This is a genomic window from Nocardia carnea, from assembly GCF_029869215.1.
GTDB classification, from domain to species: domain Bacteria; phylum Actinomycetota; class Actinomycetes; order Mycobacteriales; family Mycobacteriaceae; genus Nocardia; species Nocardia carnea_B.
The window spans coordinates 1-18989 of sequence record NZ_JARWPM010000088.1; the positions used below are offsets into that span (position 1 = coordinate 1).

Annotated in this window: 16 protein-coding genes; 6 read left to right on the plus strand and 10 right to left on the minus strand. The window is 71.4% G+C overall.

Annotation, left to right across the window (positions count from 1 at the left end):
- Positions 1–368: 368 nt before the first annotated feature.
- From QH276_RS04805 to QH276_RS04820, 4 genes are all read right to left on the minus strand, one after another.
- Positions 369–1481, minus strand: coding sequence for a phytoene/squalene synthase family protein (locus QH276_RS04805; protein ID WP_280399380.1), 1113 nt, complete (start codon positions 1479–1481; stop codon positions 369–371).
- A gap of 215 nt (positions 1482–1696) precedes the next feature.
- The gene (locus QH276_RS04810) at positions 1697–3376 is read right to left on the minus strand and encodes an alpha-(1->6)-mannopyranosyltransferase A (RefSeq protein WP_280399376.1); all 1680 of its coding nucleotides are present in this window, start codon (positions 3374–3376) and stop codon (positions 1697–1699) included.
- A gap of 58 nt (positions 3377–3434) precedes the next feature.
- Positions 3435–5033: a phytoene desaturase family protein gene (gene crtI, locus QH276_RS04815; protein WP_280399375.1), complete on the minus strand. Its 1599-nt coding sequence runs from the start codon at positions 5031–5033 to the stop codon at positions 3435–3437.
- Between the two features lie 115 nt (positions 5034–5148).
- Positions 5149–6306, minus strand: a complete 1158-nt coding sequence (locus QH276_RS04820) for a polyprenyl synthetase family protein (RefSeq protein WP_432278645.1) — start codon at positions 6304–6306, stop codon at positions 5149–5151.
- Between the two features lie 276 nt (positions 6307–6582).
- On the opposite strand from QH276_RS04820, the gene QH276_RS04825 reads away from it, so the two are divergent.
- Positions 6583–7584, plus strand: coding sequence for a methylenetetrahydrofolate reductase (locus QH276_RS04825; RefSeq protein ID WP_432278644.1), 1002 nt, complete (start codon positions 6583–6585; stop codon positions 7582–7584).
- A 213-nt stretch (positions 7585–7797) separates the two neighbouring features.
- Here QH276_RS04825 and QH276_RS04830 read toward each other — a convergent pair whose 3' ends face one another.
- The 6 genes from QH276_RS04830 to QH276_RS04855 all read right to left on the minus strand — a co-directional run bounded on the left by QH276_RS04830 (position 7798) and on the right by QH276_RS04855 (position 13724).
- The gene (locus tag QH276_RS04830; protein ID WP_280399374.1) at positions 7798–8163 is read right to left on the minus strand and encodes a hypothetical protein; all 366 of its coding nucleotides are present in this window, start codon (positions 8161–8163) and stop codon (positions 7798–7800) included.
- A gap of 122 nt (positions 8164–8285) precedes the next feature.
- On the minus strand, positions 8286–9371 hold the full coding sequence (locus QH276_RS04835; RefSeq protein WP_280399373.1) for a glycosyltransferase: 1086 nt from the start codon (positions 9369–9371) through the stop codon (positions 8286–8288).
- A gap of 547 nt (positions 9372–9918) precedes the next feature.
- Positions 9919–10695 carry an LppM family (lipo)protein gene (locus tag QH276_RS04840; protein WP_432278643.1) on the minus strand — a complete coding sequence of 259 codons (777 nt, stop codon included), beginning with the start codon at positions 10693–10695 and terminating at the stop codon, positions 9919–9921.
- A gap of 25 nt (positions 10696–10720) precedes the next feature.
- Complete coding sequence (locus tag QH276_RS04845; RefSeq protein WP_280399377.1) at positions 10721–11494, minus strand: carotenoid biosynthesis protein; 774 nt, start codon at positions 11492–11494, stop codon at positions 10721–10723.
- 56 nt (positions 11495–11550) lie between these two features.
- On the minus strand, positions 11551–13113 hold the full coding sequence (locus QH276_RS04850; protein WP_280399371.1) for a phytoene desaturase family protein: 1563 nt from the start codon (positions 13111–13113) through the stop codon (positions 11551–11553).
- On the minus strand, positions 13110–13724 hold the full coding sequence (locus QH276_RS04855) for a GNAT family N-acetyltransferase (RefSeq protein WP_280399370.1): 615 nt from the start codon (positions 13722–13724) through the stop codon (positions 13110–13112). The genes QH276_RS04850 and QH276_RS04855 overlap by 4 nt, the downstream gene beginning before the upstream one ends.
- Positions 13725–13923: 199 nt before the next feature.
- On the opposite strand from QH276_RS04855, the gene QH276_RS04860 reads away from it, so the two are divergent.
- The 5 genes from QH276_RS04860 (at position 13924) to QH276_RS04880 (ending at position 18825) form a co-directional block, all read left to right on the plus strand.
- The gene (locus QH276_RS04860; protein WP_280399369.1) at positions 13924–14361 is read left to right on the plus strand and encodes an SAV_6107 family HEPN domain-containing protein; all 438 of its coding nucleotides are present in this window, start codon (positions 13924–13926) and stop codon (positions 14359–14361) included.
- Between the two features lie 232 nt (positions 14362–14593).
- A complete protein-coding gene (locus QH276_RS04865) occupies positions 14594–15028 on the plus strand; it encodes a DUF3040 domain-containing protein (RefSeq protein ID WP_280399368.1) in 435 nt (144 codons plus the stop codon).
- Positions 15029–15575: 547 nt separating this feature from the next.
- Positions 15576–16007 carry a division/cell wall cluster transcriptional repressor MraZ gene (gene mraZ / locus QH276_RS04870; RefSeq protein WP_280399476.1) on the plus strand — a complete coding sequence of 144 codons (432 nt, stop codon included), beginning with the start codon at positions 15576–15578 and terminating at the stop codon, positions 16005–16007.
- Between the two features lie 270 nt (positions 16008–16277).
- Entirely contained in the window at positions 16278–17255 is a 978-nt protein-coding gene (rsmH, locus tag QH276_RS04875) for a 16S rRNA (cytosine(1402)-N(4))-methyltransferase RsmH (RefSeq protein WP_280399475.1), read from the plus strand.
- A 727-nt stretch (positions 17256–17982) separates the two neighbouring features.
- The gene (locus QH276_RS04880) at positions 17983–18825 is read left to right on the plus strand and encodes a hypothetical protein (protein WP_280406639.1); all 843 of its coding nucleotides are present in this window, start codon (positions 17983–17985) and stop codon (positions 18823–18825) included.
- Positions 18826–18989 lie beyond the last annotated feature (164 nt).

Genomic DNA, 18989 nt, shown 5'->3' on the forward strand with positions numbered 1-18989 from the left:
ATCACCGCGGCGGCGGCGAGCGTGGCGGCGATACGCCGGCGCCGGCGATCGGCCAGGGAGATCGGCCGCACCTCGCCGGACCCTGCCGCCGGCGTGGCTCGGGTGTCGTCGGCGGCGGACAGACCGGCGAACCCCGGCACCGACCACCCCCGGCGGCGCCGAGTCCAGCGCGGCCCTGGGAGGGTGCGGCCCGTCCCTGGGTTCAGCCCCGCGAGAGAATGCGGCGCAGCCGCGTGTACCGGGGGGCTGAACGCAGAGACCAAGGGGGGCCGAACCCTCCCAGGGCCTCGCTGGACTCGGCGCCGCCGTGGTTGGTCGGTGCGGGGGCGGGCGACGTTGCCTCGGCCGGCGCGTGTGGCCGGTCGGCTCTACCTCGGCAGCGCTGCGGCGGCGGCGAGTCGGAGCCGGCGAGGGGTCGGCACCACGGCGCGCTGGGCGAACACGGCGTAGTCGTTGTCTTCGATACGGTCCAGGATCGCGGCGTACAGGGTGGCCGCGGTGCGGATACCTGGGCGGACGCGCGGGTGGAGCAGGTCGATACCCGGACGAGCGCGGCGGTAGAGGTCGCGGTTGACGGCGATGAGGTGTGCGAGGGCGCGGCGCACCCGCGGATCGGTACGGCGGGTGCGGTGGCAGTGTGTCAGCAGTGCCTCGTCGACGCCGAACGCTGTGAGTTCGTCGGCGGGTAGGTAGATGCGGCCGCGGTCGAGGTCGTCACCGATATCGCGCAGGAAATTGGTGAGCTGGAAGGCATTGCCCAGGTCCGCGGCCGCGGGTTCGGCCGCGGCGCGCGGGCACACCGTGCCGAGGACGGGTAGCAACTGCAGGCCGATCGCCGCCGCCGAACCACGCATGTATTCGTTCAGTGCGGCCATTGTCGGATAGCGGTTCCGGTACAGCGGTGAATCGGGGGCGTCCATCCGCATCGAGTCGAGGAAGCTCCAGAAATGCCGGGGTTCAATGGCGAACCGGATGACGGTATCGGTGAGGGCGAGGGCGATTTCGGCGAATCCGTCCGGCAGTGCGCCAGGTGGCGGCAGGTCGATCGGTGAGGTCCCGTCGGATCGCCCGGGTGCCGGGGTTGCGGCGGGCAGAGTGTCGGTCGGGGGCGCGTCAGGTGTTGTGGTCGTGCGGGACGGGGTGGAGCCGGGCTGTGGGCTCGCGCCGGACGGACGGCCGAGCGGCGGGGTCGCGTCGGACGGAGCAGAGCCGAGCGGAGTCGCGGTGGGCTGTGACCATGAGGTGCGTAGCGCGAACTCGACGGAGTCCAGCATCCTCGCGGGGTTCGGTGTGGGTGCCGTGGCGTCGACAATATCGTCCACCATCCGGGCGAAGGCGTAGAGCGCATGCACGGCGGGACGCTGCTCGGCAGACAGTAGCCGGGTTGCGAGGTAATAGGTGCGCCCGTGAATCGCGGCCGTGCGGCGGCACCGGTCGTATGCCCGGCGCAGGGGTGCGGGATCAGTGGTGCGGTAGGCAATGGCGGCGCCGGGGGCCGGGAATTCGCGAGTCCGCGCGCGGACATCGTGGTCCGCGGCCCACCCGTGCGCTGCGATATCGGCCGATTGCGCACGGCCGGCACCGGTGCCGGCCGTGTCGTCGCGGGCCGTCGGGGCGGGAGCTGCCGGTGTGTTGTCGGACTGCCCGGCGGAGCCGGGATCGAGTCCGCCGGCGATCGTACGACCGTGCTCGGCGTTCACGGTCCGGTGGTGACCGCGGGCGTTGTGATCTGCCGGGGGGTGCCGCGCAGGCGCAGCGGGTCGACCGTGCGCAGCGAGAGCGCGGCGACGACAGAGGCGAAGGTGGCGGCCGCCACATGCCAGAAGTTGTAGAGGCCGATCGAACCGTCGGGCTGGAACACCAGCATCAACCAGGTGCACACACCGACCAGCGTCATCAGGGTGGTGGTCGACAGGGCGAAACCGGCGGCCAGCGCCAGCGGCCACGAGTAGTACCAGGGCAGTGCGGCCGGGGACAGGATGACGATCGCGACGAAGGCGATCAGAATCCCCAGCACCGCATCACGTTCGGTGAGTTTGAACCGCCACCAGGTCCATACCAGCAGGCCCAGCAGCGCGACCATGCACAGCAGGCGGGTGACCTCGAGGATCGAGCCGAGTTCGAAGGGTGTGATCCAGGTGGTGATATGCGCCAGGATCGTCGGCAGCGACAACCAGTTGATGATCTTCTGCGACCCCGACAGCGCGGTGAGCCAGCCGATCCCGACTCCAGCGATCGCCGAGGCCGCCGCGAACACCACCGCGAACACCGCCAGCCCGAGCGAGGCGATCTTTGCGAACATCTTCCAGTGGTGTGCCAGGAATTCCCGGCTGCTCGTCGCGAGCGCCGCCCGCTGGCCGTCCTCGGCGCGGCGGTCGCGTTCGTGCAGCATCCAGATCCACACCAGGAACGGCAGCGCCACCCCGGCCGTGGCCTTGATCGCGACGCCGATCGCCACCACCACGATTCCCGCCACATGATGACGTTCCAGCACCAGCGCGATCCCCGCGCACATCAGGCCCACCATCAGCATCTCGTTGTGCACGCCGCCGATCAGATGGATCAGCACCAGCGGATTGAGCACGGCCAGCCACAGCGCGACCGTGGGCTTGCCGCCGAGATGTTTGGTCAGATACGGCACCGCCCACATCATCAGTACCAGGCCCGGCAACATCACGAACCGCAGCGCGATGGTGCCCGCCACCACGCTGTCCCCGGTGACCGCGGTGATAGCCCGGCCCATCAGGAGGAACACCGGGCCGTAGGGGGCGGTGGTGGTGGTCCAGACGGTGCTCACATTGTCGAGCAGCACACCGGGATTGGCGACGGGACCCACCTGGTAGGGGTCGAAACCGTCGCGCAGCAGCGCACCCTGGGCGAGGTAGGAGTAGGCGTCGCGGCTGAACATCGGCACCGCGAACATCAGCGGGGTGATCCAGATACCGACGATCGCGCGTAACTCGTTGAGGCGGACCTCGCCGGAGTGCCCGCCGAAACCCAGCGTGATACGGCCCAGCCGGACCCAGGCGGCCACCATCATCAGCACGCCCACCCACACGCAGATCATCGACAGCGCGTACCCGTGCCCGAACCGCAGCCAGGACAGGTGCACAGCTTCGAGGAGTGGATCGCGTTTGCGGACACTGCCGGCCCCGAACCCGCCGAAGGTGATCATGACCGCGCCGAAGAAACCGAGCAGCGCCGCATGCCCCTCCGGGCTGCGCAGGAAATCGGCGCAGAACCGCACCCAGCCCAAGAAGCCGGGCGCGAAACCGGCTCGGCCGACCGTACGAGCCGGCGCCGGCGGGGCCGTCGCGGGGGCGCCGGTACCGGCGAGCTGAACGGCGGTGGTGGTGTGCGTATGGGGGGCTGGCATCAGGTGTCGGTCCCCCCAAATGGTCGGCGGTCGCAACCGCGGGCGAATAGGTCGGCGCTCAGTTTACGGCTTCCTTCGCAGGAGACTGCCGGACGGTGGTCCGGGCGCGCGTCCGGACCCCGCGATTCTCGCCCACAATGCGTTGGGCCGCGAGTTTTCCGGACAGCAGTGCCGTCGGCACACCGACCCCCGGGGTGGTTCCGCAACCGGCCAGGACCACGTTCGCGCTGCCGCGGGGGAAGTTCCGCGGCCGGAACGGGCCGGTCTGGCGGAACAGATGCGCCGCCGAGAACGGGGTTCCGGCGATCATGCCCTGATCCCGCCACGTCGCGGGCGTGTCGAGACGGTCGACCCGGAATTCCCGCGTTATGCCGTGATATCCGCGCCGCTCCAGCACCGCCAGCAGTTCGCGCAGGTAGGCCGGGCCCAGGCGGGCCCAGTCCAGCGGCGCCGAATCCAGGTTCGGGCACGGTGCCAGCAGCGAGAACGGCTCCCAGCGCACTCCGTCGCGGTCGAGGTACAGGCCGGGATCGCTGAGCGCGGGACGGGTCAGCAGCAACGAGGGATCGCTCATCGGGCGGCCACCGTGGCGGGCCGTGATCTCCCGGAAGGTCTGCGCCCAGGCGGCGCCGAAATCGATGGTGTGATGTGCCTGCACCGGCCACTGTTCGGCGACCGCCGCCGGTACGACCCCGTGCGCGACGACCGCCGACGGGGAGGCCCGCAGCCCGCGACGGGGCCGCAGACCGAATCGGTTCAGCGCTCCGAGGTCGGCGGTGAGCACCACGGCGTCACAGGGCAGGGTCCGGCCACCGGCCAGGACCACCTGTCGCGCGCGGCGTGGCCCGCGGCCCGGGTGGTAGTCGATCCCGGTGACCTCGGTGCCGAGTTCGAGCCGCCCGCCCGCGGCCGTCAACGCGCCGGCGAGCGTATCGGCGACCGCCCGCATACCGCCCTCGGGGAAATAGACGCCCAGGCCGGTATCCATATAAGGAATTGCGCCGTAGACGCCCAGCGCCTGGGCGGGCGCCATCCCGGCGTACAGGGCCTGGAAGGTGAACAGCCGGCTCAGCCGCGGATCGCGCAAGGTCCTGGAGACCCGCCGGCCGAGTCGCCTGAAAGCGCCGAGCCGTATCAGGTTCAGCAGGGCCGCGCGTTTGCCCGGGAGCCGGACCAGATCCAGCGGCGAATCGAAGTTCGCCGCCAGGAATTCGTCGTATTCGGCGTGGTACACGCGGCCCAGCCAGTCGCGCAGCCGCCGATACCGTGCGGCCTCGTCGGATCCGCAGGCCCGCGCAACCTCCGTGCTCATCCGATCGGCGTCGGAGAAGACCCGCAGATCGGAGCCGTCGGCGAACCGGGCGTGATACGCCGGCGCCAGCGGCCGGATCCGCAACGGTGGCACCGCGGTATCGGTATCGAGGCCGACGGCGGCCAGCGCGTCGTCCACGAGCTCCGGCAGGGTGAGAACGGTTGCCCCCGAATCGATCTCGTAATCGCCGAACCGGTAGCGCCCCACCCGCCCGCCGGGATGATCGGCACGCTCCACCACCGTGACCGAACAACCCGCACCGGTGAGATACAACGCCGCCGACAGACCGGACAACCCCGCGCCGACCACGACAACGTTGTCCACGGGGCCCGGAACCGACCTCATACTCTCCCCACCCGCGCTACCGCCTCCAGGCCTGACCCGCTCATGCTGTGTCGATGGGGCATGTGCGGCGGCCTTGCGTGGTGACGCTGCGCTACCGCCTCCAGGCCTGACCCGCTCATGCCGCGCGCCGGGTGGCGGCCACGGCCATGGCTTTCAGGTGTTGTTTGGCCTCCGGGGTGGCGGAACTGGCTTCGATGGCGGTGAGGCCCTGGTCGGTGAGGGCGGCGATCCGGGCTTCCACGGCGTCGACCGCACCCAGGGCGACCAGCAGGTCACGGAGTTCGCCCACCTGTTCCTCGGAGAGGTCGGTGCCGATTCCGGCGCGCAGCCGGTCGCCGGCGGCGGGGTCCAGCTCGGCGGCCCGCTGCAGCGCCTCGGCGACCAGCACGGTGCGTTTACCCTCGCGCAGATCGTCACCCGACGGTTTACCGGTGACCTCCGGATTCCCGAACACCCCGAGCAGATCGTCGCGCAACTGGAACGCGATCCCGATATCGGTGCCGTAGGTGCGGTAGGCGGTGATCAGGCCGGGATCGGCGCCGGCGAGCGCCGCGCCCAGATGCAGCGGGCGCTCGACCGTATAGGCCGCGGTCTTGTACCGGTTGATCCGCAGCGCCGCGGCCACCGATTCGTCGCCGCTCGCCTCACCGTGCACATCGAGCAGCTGGCCGCCCAGCACCTCGGTGCGCATCCCGGCCCAGACCGGCGCGAACCGGGCCAGTGCCGCCGGATCCAGCCCGCTGCCGTGCACCATATCGTCGGCCCAGGCCAGCGCCAGATCACCGAGCAGGATCGCCACCGATTCGCCGTAGTGGGCCGAATCGCCGGACCAGCCCTGATAGTGATGGCGCTGCTCGAAGTCGACGTGCACGGTGGGGAAGCGGCGCCGGGTGCGGGAACTGTCGATGATGTCGTCGTGGATCAGCGCGCACGCCTGCACCAGTTCGAGCGCGGCGCAGGCCTGCAGTACCGCGCCGGCCTGCGGCCCCGCCGGGTCGCCGCCGGCGCCGAGCCAGCCCATCCAGGCGAAACCGGGGCGGGTACGTTTACCGCCGCGCAGGACGAACGATTCCAGCGCCCCGACCGCATCGATGAACACCGGGCCGAGTTCGGTGACGGCTTCGGCGCGAGTGGCGAAATAGCCGGTCAGCGCCTGTTCTACGGCCGTCGCGAAGGCCGCTGTGCCGGGTACGGCCGAGGCCGGCCCGGGCCGTATCGGAGTACCGGTTCCTGCGGACAGGATGACCTCCCAGCTCGTCGGTTCACCGGCCACGCCGGACCGGTGCGCGGGCAACCAGGGGGCGCCCCATGGTCACCCGCCGCGGCGGCGGGACCTCGATCGGGGTATGAGCGGCCCGGAACCGGATGCGGTCACGTGATACCTCGCCCACGGCGCGGCGTCCGCGTCGTCGTGCGGACCGGTCACCGGCGTCCCGCTCATGCTCGATGGGCACAGAATACGCGGGGGAGCACTCCGGCCCGGACCGGGTGGCGCCCGGCGAGGGAACGGCCGGGCGTCCGTATTCGGCTACGGCTTTAGACTGGGCCGGTGACTTTCGACAACGCGCGGGGACTCCCGACCCCTGGCCGGCCGTCCTCCACGTCACCGGACGTCTCCGCGACGCCTTCGGTCGTGCAGAGCCTGCGGCGGCACGCCGAGGGCGCCGTACCGTTCTCGGTGGAGTTCTCCCCGCCGCGTGACGAGGCCGGTGAACAGCGGTTGTGGCGCGCGGTGCGCACCTTCGAGCGGATGCATCCGGCGTTCGTCTCGATGACCTACGGCGCCGGCGGCAGCACCCGCGACCGCACCGTCCGGGTCACCGGGCAGCTCGCCCAGGAGACCACTCTGCTGCCGGTCGGCCATCTCACCGCGGTCGGGCACAGCGTGGCCGAACTGCGCTCCATCGTCGGCGCCTACGCCGACTCCGGAATCAGCAATATCCTTGTCCTGCGCGGCGACCCGCCCGGCGATCCGCTCGGCGAATGGCACAAACATCCCGACGGGGTGGAGTACGCCGAGCAACTGGTGCGGATCGTGCGCGATCTCGGTGATTTCCACGTCGGGGTGGCGTCGTTCCCCCAGGGGCATCACCGCTCGCCCGACCTGGACTGTGATACCGCCTTCCTGGCGGCGAAACTGCGTGCGGGCGCGGAATATTCGATCACCCAGATGTTCTTCGACGTCGACGACTATCTGCGGTTGCGCGACCGGATCGTCGCGCTGGACCCCGTCGAGGGCGCCAAACCGATCATTCCCGAGCTGATGCCGATCACCTCGCTGCGCACCGTGGAACGCGCCGAGCAATTGTGCGGCCGGCCGCTCCCGGATCGGGTGATCGACCGGTTGCGCCGCGCCGCGGGTTCGGGCCAGGAAGAGGATCGCGCCGCCGTCCGCGCCGCCGGGATCGAGATCGCCACCGAAATGGGGGAGCGGCTGATCGCCGAGGGCGCGCCCTGCCTGCATTTCATCACCCTGAACTTCGCCAAGGCCACCAGCGAGGTCCTCACCAACCTCGGCTACGGGGTGACGGCCGCGCCGCTGAGCGCCTGATCCCGCCGGGTGGCCATCACGCGCCCCGGCACCCGTCGCCAACACTTCGCGGTCCGGGATCCGGCGGAACCACCCTGTGAGTCGAATACTTCGCCACCTGCCGAAGAGCTCCGCCGGCCGGTGAGAGGGGCCGTGGACTTCACTCGACCGGGCGTCCGTCCGGCGGCACTGCGGTGCCGCCGGAGTCTGCCGTGTGCTCCGGCACTGTGGGACTCATGAGGTGCGCCCCGGTTCGTAGACGCGGATCGCGGTCTGTCCGTTCTGCCGCACAACTTCCAGGGCGCGGTCGTCGTGTCGCAGGAGGATTCCCGGGCCGCCTTCGAGCGGATCGAGGATCTCGATCCCGGCGATCCGGTGTCCTTCGTGGTCGAGCCGGTCGCCCGGTTTGGCCGCGACGAAGACCCGTCCGTCGACCACCCACCAGGTGCCCGGAACATCCGGCAGTTGTTCGGGTGCCTCGCCGAGCGAGTACCGCACGATCGGGTCGGGCCGGTGCCGCGGATCGAGCAGCCGCGCCGAGCAGCGGGTATGCCAGTGCGCCCAGTCGGTCTCGGTAGTGCGGTGGACGGCGATGGTCATACGAGCCTCCTCGAACCCGGGCCGGAAGGGCCTGTTGCCCGCCGATTCGGTCCGGGCCGATTCATCATCGGACTCGGCCGGTACCGGCACAAGACCAAGAATCAGCGAGAGTCCAGCTCTTATCAGGCGCCCAGTGGGCGTCCTTTCCAGGTGAGAGCGTTGCGGCGGCGGTCGCGGTGTGACCGGGCCCATAGGAAGAAGTAGCCGGCCACGCCCGCTGGGTGGGAAACCGCGGCGGCCAGATCGCCCCGCCCGGGTGGCCGGCCGGTTTCCAGGCCGCGCGCCGCCAGCCGTCCGGCCACCGCGGCACCGTAGCCGAGCAGCCCCCACCGGCGGAGCGGGCCGCGACCCAGCGCGGCGGCCAGCGGTGGCAGCCAATACGCCCATCCGGCCACCATCCCCACCGCGAGCCCGCCGGCCACCGAACCGCCGTAGGCGGACCACAGCCAGCGGCGGTACCCGGCCCCGAGTTCGCGCCCGTCCCGGTACATCCGGGTACGGGCGAACGGGCCCGCCGCCACCAGCGCGGTGCGGTATCCGGCGCGGCGCAGCGCCCGGGCGATATCCAGGTCCTCGGTGGCGCTCCCGGCGACCGCCGCATGCCCGCCGATCGCCCGGTAGGCGGCGGCGTCGAACACCAGGAACTGCCCGCACGCGACCACTGTCGAGGTCAGAGTGGTGCGATCGGCGGACCGCACCGGCAGGGTGGACGCCCACGACCAGCACAGCAGCGGCTGTATCAGCCGTTCGGCGACCGTGCCCGCCTGCTGCTCCGGCCACGGCGATACCAGCGCGACCGCCCGGTCGCGCAGCTCCGCGACCGCCGCGGCGAGGGCGCCCGGGGCGAGCCGGATATCGGCGTCCAGGAAGATCAGGACCCCGTCCGCCGGGCCGGAGCTCCGAGCGAGGTGTTCGGCGGTGCCGGCCAGCACCCGGCACGCCGCGGCCTTTCCGGTCCAGCCCGGCGGTGGCTCGGCGGTGCCGCGCACCAGGGTGCAGCGGGGGTCGCCGTCGATCGCCCGCGCCGCCCGCTCGGCCGTATCGTCGGCGGAATCGTCGTCGAGAACGAGTATGCGCAGCCGGGCGATACCGGTCTGGGCGCGCAGATCCGCGATCAGCGCGGGGAGCCGGTCGGCTTCGTCGCGGGCGGGCACACAGACGGTCACCGCCTCGGCGACCGGTGCCCCCGGGCCGGCGAGCCGCGGCATCGTTTTCCGGTTCCATACCGTCAGCCCCGCGCAGCCGCAGGCGATTGCGGCCCCCGCGGCCACCGCCCGAAGGCACAGCCGGTAGACGGGCCCAGGATCCTCCCGGACCGGCGCGGCGCTGCCCAGCCTGCCGACCGGCCCGGCGGAGCCCGGCGGACGACATGTCACGGCCGAACTCGGTATGCGTACAGCCGCGGCGACAGATCCCGGCGGGAGATCGTCGCGGACGAGGCGGGGAGGCGGGCCGGCGCGGAGCGGCCCGGGGCGCCGGCTGCCGGGCTCGGCATGGGGACGAGGGACACAGCGGACGTGGCCGGGGCGCCGGCCGCCGGGCTCGGTACGGGGGCGAGGTACGCCGCGGACGATGCCGGGGCGGGGGGCGCAGCAGACGATGCCGACCGCCCGGACCAGTGGCACCGGTTCCGCAGCCCGGCCCGCGCGGCCGAGCGTGGTGTTCCGGGAGGCACGGCCGGACCGAGACCCGGTCCGGCTCGGACGATGCCGGGCGGCGTGCGGAAGGTGAACCGGCCGCACCACGCTGCCGGGTTCATGCGTCGTTCTTGACCTGGTCCCACCAGCGGCGCAGCGAGAAGCCGGCGGGGGCGCCCGGAGCGGGCGGATTGCGGTCGAGGAAGGCCAGGGCGGCGACGACGGCGGCCACGGCCAGCGTGATCCCGCCGACGATACCCGCCCAGCCGGCGAACGAGCGGGTGTTCGGATCGGCGTAGCCGACCTCGGCACGCACCGTGCTCACCTCACCGGCGGGCAGTTTCCAGGACACCACCGAATCGCCCTCGCGGGTGCCGTTGGTCTTGGCGACCCGGGCCGGGAACGCCACGCTCAGCTGCACATCCGAGCCGTGCGGGGCCAGGGTCTCCAGATCGACGCGGCCGTTGAGGCTCACCAGATCCCCGTTGCGCTGGAATTTCAGTTCGAACAGGCCCTGCGCCTGGTCGGAGAGCTGGGCGAGCTGTTCGACCTCACCGAAGTTCAGATCGTCGAAGTAGATCTCGCTGCCGGCGTAGCCGTCCTGGTTGTACGGTTCGATCCGCACCTTGGTGGCCAGCGCCTCCGGCGCCGTGAACTGCGGACCCTTGTCCTCGCTGTTCTCCGGGATCACCGCGGCCACGATCCGGCCCGACACCCGGTCGTTGGACGACACCCCCATCGACGCCTGTACCCGCAGGCAGCCGGCCAGTGCGGGCACCAGCAGGGCGGCCAGGACGAGGGCTGCCGTCACCCGCGCCCGGAGGCGGCGCGCGCGCAGAACAGGGACCGGGGAGCCGGGTGCGGTGGTAACGGGACTCGAAGGCACGGATGACATGGTGCCAGGCCGCAACTCACCCACGCTATGCGACGGGCCCGGCCGCCTCGTCGTCGCGCGCCGCACCCCGTCCGGCGCCCGGTGCGGCGAGCCGGACCAGCAGCGGAACACCGAGCACAGCGAGGCCGATCCCGCCGTAGACCGCCGAGTACGGCAGGCCGAGGAACACCGCGTGTGCCAGCGCCGAACCCAGCCAGGTCCACAGGAACATCGCCACCGGCACCCCGGTCTCCCCGGTGGGCGGGGCGGTCCGCTCCCAGGCGGTCAGCGCGACGGCGATCAGGCCGGCCACCACGAACCAGCCGAGATAGTTGGTCCACGGGATCGTCACGAGCCCGGGCAGGCCCGAATCGGTATCGGCCCAGCGCCATTGGCCGTCGGTCACCATCTGCGGGTCGAGGAACAGATCCCAGCCCACCGCACCGGCCGCCGTGGCGACGATCCGTAGTACCGGCGCCCGGCACAGCATCCCGGCGACCACCCAGATCGGGTACACCCCGCCGGTCCAGGCCAGCGGTACCACCAGCGGCACCTCGAACAGCGCCGGGCCGAGCCGCCCGACGGCGTAGTCGTAGGCGCCGAACGGTATCCCGGTGGCCGTCCCCACCGCTTCGGCGCATAAGCCGATACCGGACACGATCACCCCGAAACCCGCGGCGTAGCGCGGCCCGCGGGTGAATGCCGCGTGTACCAGCGCGGTACCGGCCGACAGGAGTACCACCGCCACCGTCACCCGGTCCCGGGCGGCGCCGGTGGTCAGTGGATAGGCGATCTGGGTCGCGATGAGCAGGAGCAGCATGCTCACCGGTATCAATTCCCGTGGGCCGGCCGCCCGGATCCACCGGCCGGCGGCTGTCACCGGCGCAGCCACCGCCGCCGCCGGGCGTCGCGCAGAACCAGCTGTGCTGCGGTACGGCCGCTCGCACCGGACACTCCGCCGCCCGGATGGGTGGAGGCACCGGTGAGATACAGCCCCGGCGCCCCGGGCACTCGATGCCCGGACAGCTCGGGCAGCGGCCGCCACAGCAGCATCTGGTCCAGGCTCATCTCCACGTGCATGACATTGCCGCCGCGCAAACCCAGCTCGGTTTCCAGATCGATCGGGGTCTGGATATGGCGGCGCAACACCGTCGCGGCGGCGCCGGGCGCATATCGGTCCAGTTCGCCGACGATCCGGTCGGCCTCGCCTTCGGAATGGTCCGGCCACGCGCTGCCGTCGGCGAGGCGGTAGGGATGCCATTGCGACCACAGCGAGAGCTGATGCTGTCCGGGCGGTGCGATGGTCGGGTCCAATGCGCTGAAACTCATACCCAGCACCACCGGCCGCGGTGGCAGCCGCCCGCCGAGCGCGTGACCGTGCGCGATACGCAGTTGCGCGCGGTCGTGCACCAGCAGTTGCAGACCGGTCGCGGACTCGTCCGCCGTCGCTCCCGGGTACCGCGGCAGCGCGCTGGTCGCCGCCCGCACCACCATGCCGATACCGGGACCGACGCGGATCCGGCGCCGCCACCCGTCCAGCACCGCCGGATCGAAACCACCGGCACGCAGCACATCGAACGTGGTGAGGATATGGGTCCCGGCGATCACCGTCTCGGCGTCGTACTCCAGCCCGGCGCCGGTGCGCACCCGCCAGCCGTCGCCGCGCCGGGTGAGCGCGGTGACCGGATCTCCGGCCACGATCTCAGCCCCGTCGGCACGCAGACGCGCCACCAGCGCTTCGGTGAGTGCGCCGCTACCGCCCACGGCCCGGCCCGGCGGCAGGGTGTGCATGAGCGCGGCGAACCCCACCATCGGCGCGGTGCCCGGTCCCGACATGGGCGGACCCGATTGCGCGCCGAACCAGGCCAGCGCCGCCTTCAGCCGTTCGTCGTCGAACCAGGTATCCAGTAGCGCGTCACCGGACTGCAGGAATTCGCGCGACAGCGCGCTCCCGCCGGCGCGGGCGTCGAGACCCCAGAACGAACGCACCAGCCGGCCCGGGGCCGGGGTACCACCGAACGAGCGCATGACGCGCCGGGCGCGTGGTTCCCATTCCGCGACGAAACGGCGATAGGCCGCCGCGTCGCGTTCACCGCAGGCGGCGGCGATCGACGCGCAGGTGCGCTCGAGGTCGCGCCGGAAGACGATCGGCACGGAATCGCTGTCCGGGCGGGCGGGGACGAAGGCCCAGGGATCGCAGTCGAGATAGCGCAGCCCGAACCGGTGCAGCTCCAGCTCCTCGATGATCCCGGTGTGCCGGATCATCAGATGTGCCGACGAGCCACGATCCACCCGATGCCCCGGGAACCGCGGCACGGTCGATACGGCGCCGCCCAGCACGGTATCGCGCTCGAGCACTCGCACCCGCCGGCCTTCCCGTGCCAGATAACAGGCCGCGACCAGCGCGTTGTGGCCGGCGCCGACGATCACCACGCTCATGTCAGGGGCAGCGTCCGGCCGAGGATCCCGAAGCGGCGGCTGTCCCCGGCGAAGACGAAATCGCGCAATACGTCCTGGAAGCCCATCCGCCGGTACAGCCGCCAGGCGCGGTTGTCCTCCTCCGACACCTCGGGGGTGGAGAGCAGCACGGCGCGTTCGGGGCGGTCCTGCAGCAGCTTCCGCAGCAGCGTGGCGCCGATGCCGCGACCCTGCGCACTGGGATGGACGTGCAGTTCGGTGAGTTCGAAATAGTCGCCGAGCAAGCCCTGGGTCGCCGGTTCCGGCCAGCCGGCCCGGCGCATCCCCGCATGCACCTGCTGCTGCCACCACTGATGCGGTCCGCCGCGGTAGCCGTAGGCGATCGCGACCAGCGGCGACCTGCGCAGGTCGAAACCGCCGTTGTGCTCGGGGACCACCGCCGCGACGGCCTGCCAGCCCGCCCGGTGGGTGTGCTCGGTCCACATCGGGGCGCGATGGTGCTCGGTACCGCGGGGGTAGTCCATCGCCGCGACATACACCGCCAGCGCGTCGTGCAGCCGGGCCCGCAGCGCGGGCACCGAGAGGTCGACGACGACCGGGGCGGGGAGCTGGTTGGGTTTGACGGCGGTCATTGCGGTATCGGTGGGCTTCCTTCGCGGTCGGTCTGGCGGAGCTGGGCGTTTCCGGCGGCCGAACCTGTCGGTGGTCGTCTCTATATTCAAGCTCGAGCCACACGTTCGAATACCTGTTCGGCCTTCGCGGTGCACGATCAGCCTGCCATACCGGCCGGCCGCCGCGGGGTACGACGGGGGAGATCACGGAGGGACGGCCATGGCGGATCGAAATGTTCGCCCGGGTCAACCGGGCCGGGCGGGGATGCTGTTGCAACGCGCCGACGGACTGCTGATGGAGGCAGCGGGGGAGAGCGATCCGCGCGAGCGGTTCCGCGTCGCCTATCTGGCCGCGCTGCGCGGGGCCGGGGCGGTGCTGGCACTCACCGGCGCCGATACCGCGCCGCGGGCACGCTCGCGTAACGCGTGGGTGATGCTGCAGCGCGCCGCACCCGAATTCGTGATGTGGGCGGACTATTTCAGCGGGCATTCGGCCACCCGGGCCGCGCTGGAGGCCGGCCTGCCCCGGGAGATCGACGAGGCCCGCGCCGACGAGTTCTCCGCGCGGGTCGGGGCGTTCCTGCACGATGTCGAGGATCTGATCGCGCCCGAGGCACGGTTGCGAGCGGCCGGCGACGGCACCGAGGCGCCGCGGTAGCGGTCCGGGTGGGACACCCCGGCCCCGGCCGCGCCGCATCTGTCCGCGCAACGGGCCGACCACGGAGTTCGGCCGCTCCCGGCCTCATCGCGGTTACGAACTTCGTTCTGCTGTACCCATATGGTGGTACGGCTCTGGGGGAACTCGTATCATTGATGACAGATAGCCGCCAAGGGGTTATCTGTCGCCTACCCGGAGGCGACAGCCACGACCTAGTGCCGGGGGAGGTACCGTGCCACTCTCCGAGCACGAGCAGCGCATGCTCGAACAGATCGAGAGCGCTCTCTATGCTGAGGATCCGAAGTTCGCGTCGTCCGTCCGCGGTGGACGTTTCCGTACTGCCTCGAGTCGCCGCAGACTCCAGGCGGCGGCCTTGTTCGTACTCGGGCTCGTCCTGCTCGTCGCCGGTATCGCGCTTCCGGTGCGGCCCGGCGGTTTCCCGATCATCAGTCTGGTCGGTTTCATCGTGATGTTCGGTGCGGGAGTTCTGCTCCTGCTCGGCGGCGGCAAGGGTGGACCGGCAGGCCGGGGCGGTGGTTCCCCGAACGACCCACCGGCCGAATCGGGATCGTCGTCCCGAGCCGGTGGCCGGAGCCGGCAGCGCCGGTCCGGCGGGTTCACCGAGCGGATGGAAGATCGCTTCCGTAGAAGGTTCGAACAGGACTAGCCGCCCCCGCGGCGAGCTCGTCGTTTTTCCAGCGATGCCGCACCGGTATTCCGGTGCGGCATCGCTGTCCGCGTATGCCCGTCGGGTCACCACGCGCCGGCCGGTTCCGTGCCGCGGGCCGGACTCGCGCATAGCCGGCCGCGCGCTTTCGGCGTCGCCTCACCCGGGTCTCGAGCCCTTCTCGCCGGGCCCGCCGCCTCTCCCCACCCGGATCCCCCACGTCTCCCCACCAAGGTCCCCCACCTTGCCCCATCGTCGCTCTCGCGGCGCGTGAACAGGGGGTTTGCTGGAAGTTGACGGGAGCGGCGGGACACGCCGCGTGCGGGCGCGCGCAGGGAGGCAGAACGCGCGAAAAGTTCACCTGACCGGTGATAGCTGGCATGACCTGCGAAATCGGGGGAGCGGGGAGCCACATCACCCCGTGTTTCGATTGAAAGTGGGGGAAAGTGGGGTAATGTGGAGCGCGCACTACAGGAGAGGCCGGAAGGCGCTCGGCCGGTATATCCGGCCAACACCATTCGAGGTGGTCCAGTAGGAGGTATCGGGGTTGTTTCTCGGTACCTACACACCTCGGCTGGACGACAAGGGGCGACTCACGTTGCCCGCGAAGTTTCGAGACGATCTGGCGGGAGGGTTGATGGTCACCAAAGGACAGGACCACAGCCTGGCCGTCTATCCGAAGGAAGAGTTCACGGCGCTCGCCCGGCGAGCTGCTTCGGCTTCCCGGAGCAATCCGCAGGCGCGGGCTTTCGTCCGGGCACTGGCGGCGGGAACCGACGAGCAGCGGCTGGACACCCAGGGCCGGATCGTGCTGTCGGCCGAACATCGCCGGTACGCCAACCTCACCCGTGACTGTACGGTCATCGGTTCGGTCGACTTCCTGGAGATTTGGGACAAGCAGGCGTGGGAGACCTACCTCGCCGAACACGAGGAGGACTACGCACAAGCGAGAGACGAGGCACTGGGCGGAATTTTCTAGCCCGCGGCGAGTGCCACGCGGCCTCTGCCCGATTGCGGACCCTGACGTACTTCCCCGACGCCAGGTGCCGCTTCGGTCAGAGACCCCGCGGCATTCGTAGCGCCACCGAATTCCTTCTGTCGCATACGCTGTGGCCGCCCCGCTCGGGTGGCGGCGCCGCATCTCACGCAATTTCCGTACCGCTCGTGCCCGGTATCCCCGCCGGGCACCGCGGTCCGGGTCGGCCCGTAGCCGGTCATTTCCCAGCGAGGCACACATCCGGGAGGTCAGGTGAACCGTGAGCAGCACGGCACACGACATATCCCTGTTCTGCTCACTCGCGCCGCGCAATTGCTCGACCCGGTACTGGACCGGCCGGGGGCCGTATATCTCGACGCCACCCTGGGCCTCGGCGGCCACGCCGAATACTTCCTGCGCACCCATCCGGATCTGCGCCTGGTAGGGCTGGACCGCGATACCGACGCGCTCGCGCACGCCGCCGAGCGCTTACGCCCCTTCGAGGGCCGGATCACGCTGGTCCACACCCGTTACGACGGGATCGCGGACGCGCTGCGCCGGGCGGCCCTGCCGGCCACCGGATCGGTGCACGGCCTGCTGATGGATCTCGGTGTCTCCTCCATGCAATTGGACGAGGCCGACCGGGGTTTCGCGTATTCGGTGGACGCCCCGCTGGATATGCGAATGGATCCGACCACCGGACCCACCGCCGCCGATATCCTCAACACCTACAGTCACGGCGAACTCGCCCGGGTACTGAAAACCTATGGCGAGGAACGTTTCGCGAGCCGGATCGCGGCCGAGGTCGTCCGCCGGCGGGCGCGGCAGCCGTTCCGCACCAGTGCCGAATTGGTGAGCCTGCTCTACGACACCATTCCCGCGGCCGCCCGGCGCACCGGCGGGCATCCGGCCAAACGCACCTTCCAGGCGCTGCGGGTGGAGGTGAACGCCGAACTGGAATCGCTGCGTGCCGCCCTGCCGGCGGCGCTGGACGCTCTGGTTCCGGGTGGCCGGATCGTGGTCATGTCGTACCAGTCGCTCGAAGACCGGGTGGTCAAACACGAACTGGCGGAACGGGCGAAATCTCGTACCCCGGTGGACCTTCCGGTCGAACTGCCCGGTATGGGCCCGCTGTTCCGCATCCTGACCCGCGGTGCCGAGCAGGCGAGCGCCGAAGAAATCGAGGAGAACCCGCGCGCGGCGCCGGTACGGATGCGGGCCGCGGAGAAGATCGCGCAGGAGCCGGCATGAGTGGACCAGGCATGGAAGCGGTAGCGCAGCGTCACCACGCAGGGCCCCCGCTCGTGCCTGATCGTCACGGCAAGAGCGGATCGGACCCGGAAGCGGTAGCGCTGCGTCATCACGTAGTGCACTTGCTCATGTCCGACCGTCACGGTACGAGCGCGCCGGCTCCGGAAGTGGTGGCGCAGCGTCACCATGGAGTACCCGCGTTCGTGGCTGCTCTGCACAGCACGAGCAGGCCGGGCGCGGAGATGGAAGGTCTTCTGCTCCACGGCGGCAAAGGGATTGGCGGCCGGGTCCCGGCCATACCCTTCGGGCAGGGGACGAACCGGTGTGTGGCGACGAGTGACTGGGCCGTCTCGTCCGAGCGAGTACACCCGAATTCGATTGTTACCGAAGGAGATTTCGGGTACGACAGGTTGTGTGCGGTACCGGGGTATCGCAGGAACGGATGCCGGTGGGTCCCGGCATCGACGCGGCGGCCGGGCTTTCCGGGACGCGGCACAGCGGCCCGCGGATCGCGGGCCATCACACCGATACGGGGGTGTCTATGAGTGTGGGAACACGGACGGAAGCCGGGCGGCCGGCGCGGCGGACCACCGCAACCCGGCGACCCGCTAGGCGGGGGGACGACGCCGAGCGGGGGTAATCCGGTGCGGCGCAACGCGCGTATGAGCGGCGCCGGCAACGCGCCGGGGCGCCCGCCGCGCCGGCCGGTACCGAGCTGACCGGACGGGTGCCGTTCGTCGCCGCGATCCTGGCCATGTTCGGCTGCGGTCTCGCGCTCACCCTGGTGCTGACCACCCGCGCCGCCGAGGACAGCTATCAGCTCAGCGACGCCCGCGAAGCCAATCGGGTGCTCGCCGACGAGCGCGCCGCGTTGCAGCGGGAGGTGGCTACGGCCGATTCCGCCCCCGAACTCGCCACCCGGGCGCGGGAACTCGGCATGATCCCCGCCGACGACCCGGCGCGGTTGGTCGTCGCCCCGGACGGCACCGTTACGGTGATCGGCGAACCGGCTCCGGCGCAGGGCCCGGCCGCGCCGCCGCTGAACCCGCCGCCGCGGACCGGCCCGCGTGGCGGTGCGGATCCGGGGGAGCGGGTAGTCCCGGTGCCCACCACTCCACCGGCCCCGCGGCCCGGTGATACGGGTCCGGCACAATCCGGTGAGGGCACGCCACCGGCCCGGGACGGCGACACCGTATCGGGCAGTGTGCTCGCGTCGCCGGGAGGCACCCCGGGACAGCCGCAACCCGCGCCGGTACCCGGCGAGCCCGTGCCCGGCCAGGCGCCCGCCGATGTCGCGCCCGCGCCGGAAACCGGGGCAGCCCCGGATGTTCCCGGCAACGAAACCACCACGCCCGCACCCGCACCCGCCGGTGCTCCGGTCGCGGGGGCCGACGCCGCAGGGAGTTCGGCGCCGGTCGGGGGCGAGGCCGTGCCGGCACCCGCCGGGGTTCCCGATGCCGCGGCGGCCGGTGCGAACCCGGCGCAGAGCGGAGAGGGCACCCAGGCTGTGCCGACGCCGGTTCCGGCGGCCGGCGTGCCGGGAGACGTTGTCGGGGAGGGAATGCGATGAATCGACGCGGGTCGGGCCGCGGGGGGGGCGCGGCGCGGGGGGGGGGGGGGGGGGGGGGGGGGTGGGGTGGGGGGGTGGGTCTTCCCTTCCGGCGCGGGGGGGGGGGCGGGGGGCGCCGGGCGCCGCGCGCCCGCTCCGCGGCGAACCGGGGCACCGCGAAGAAC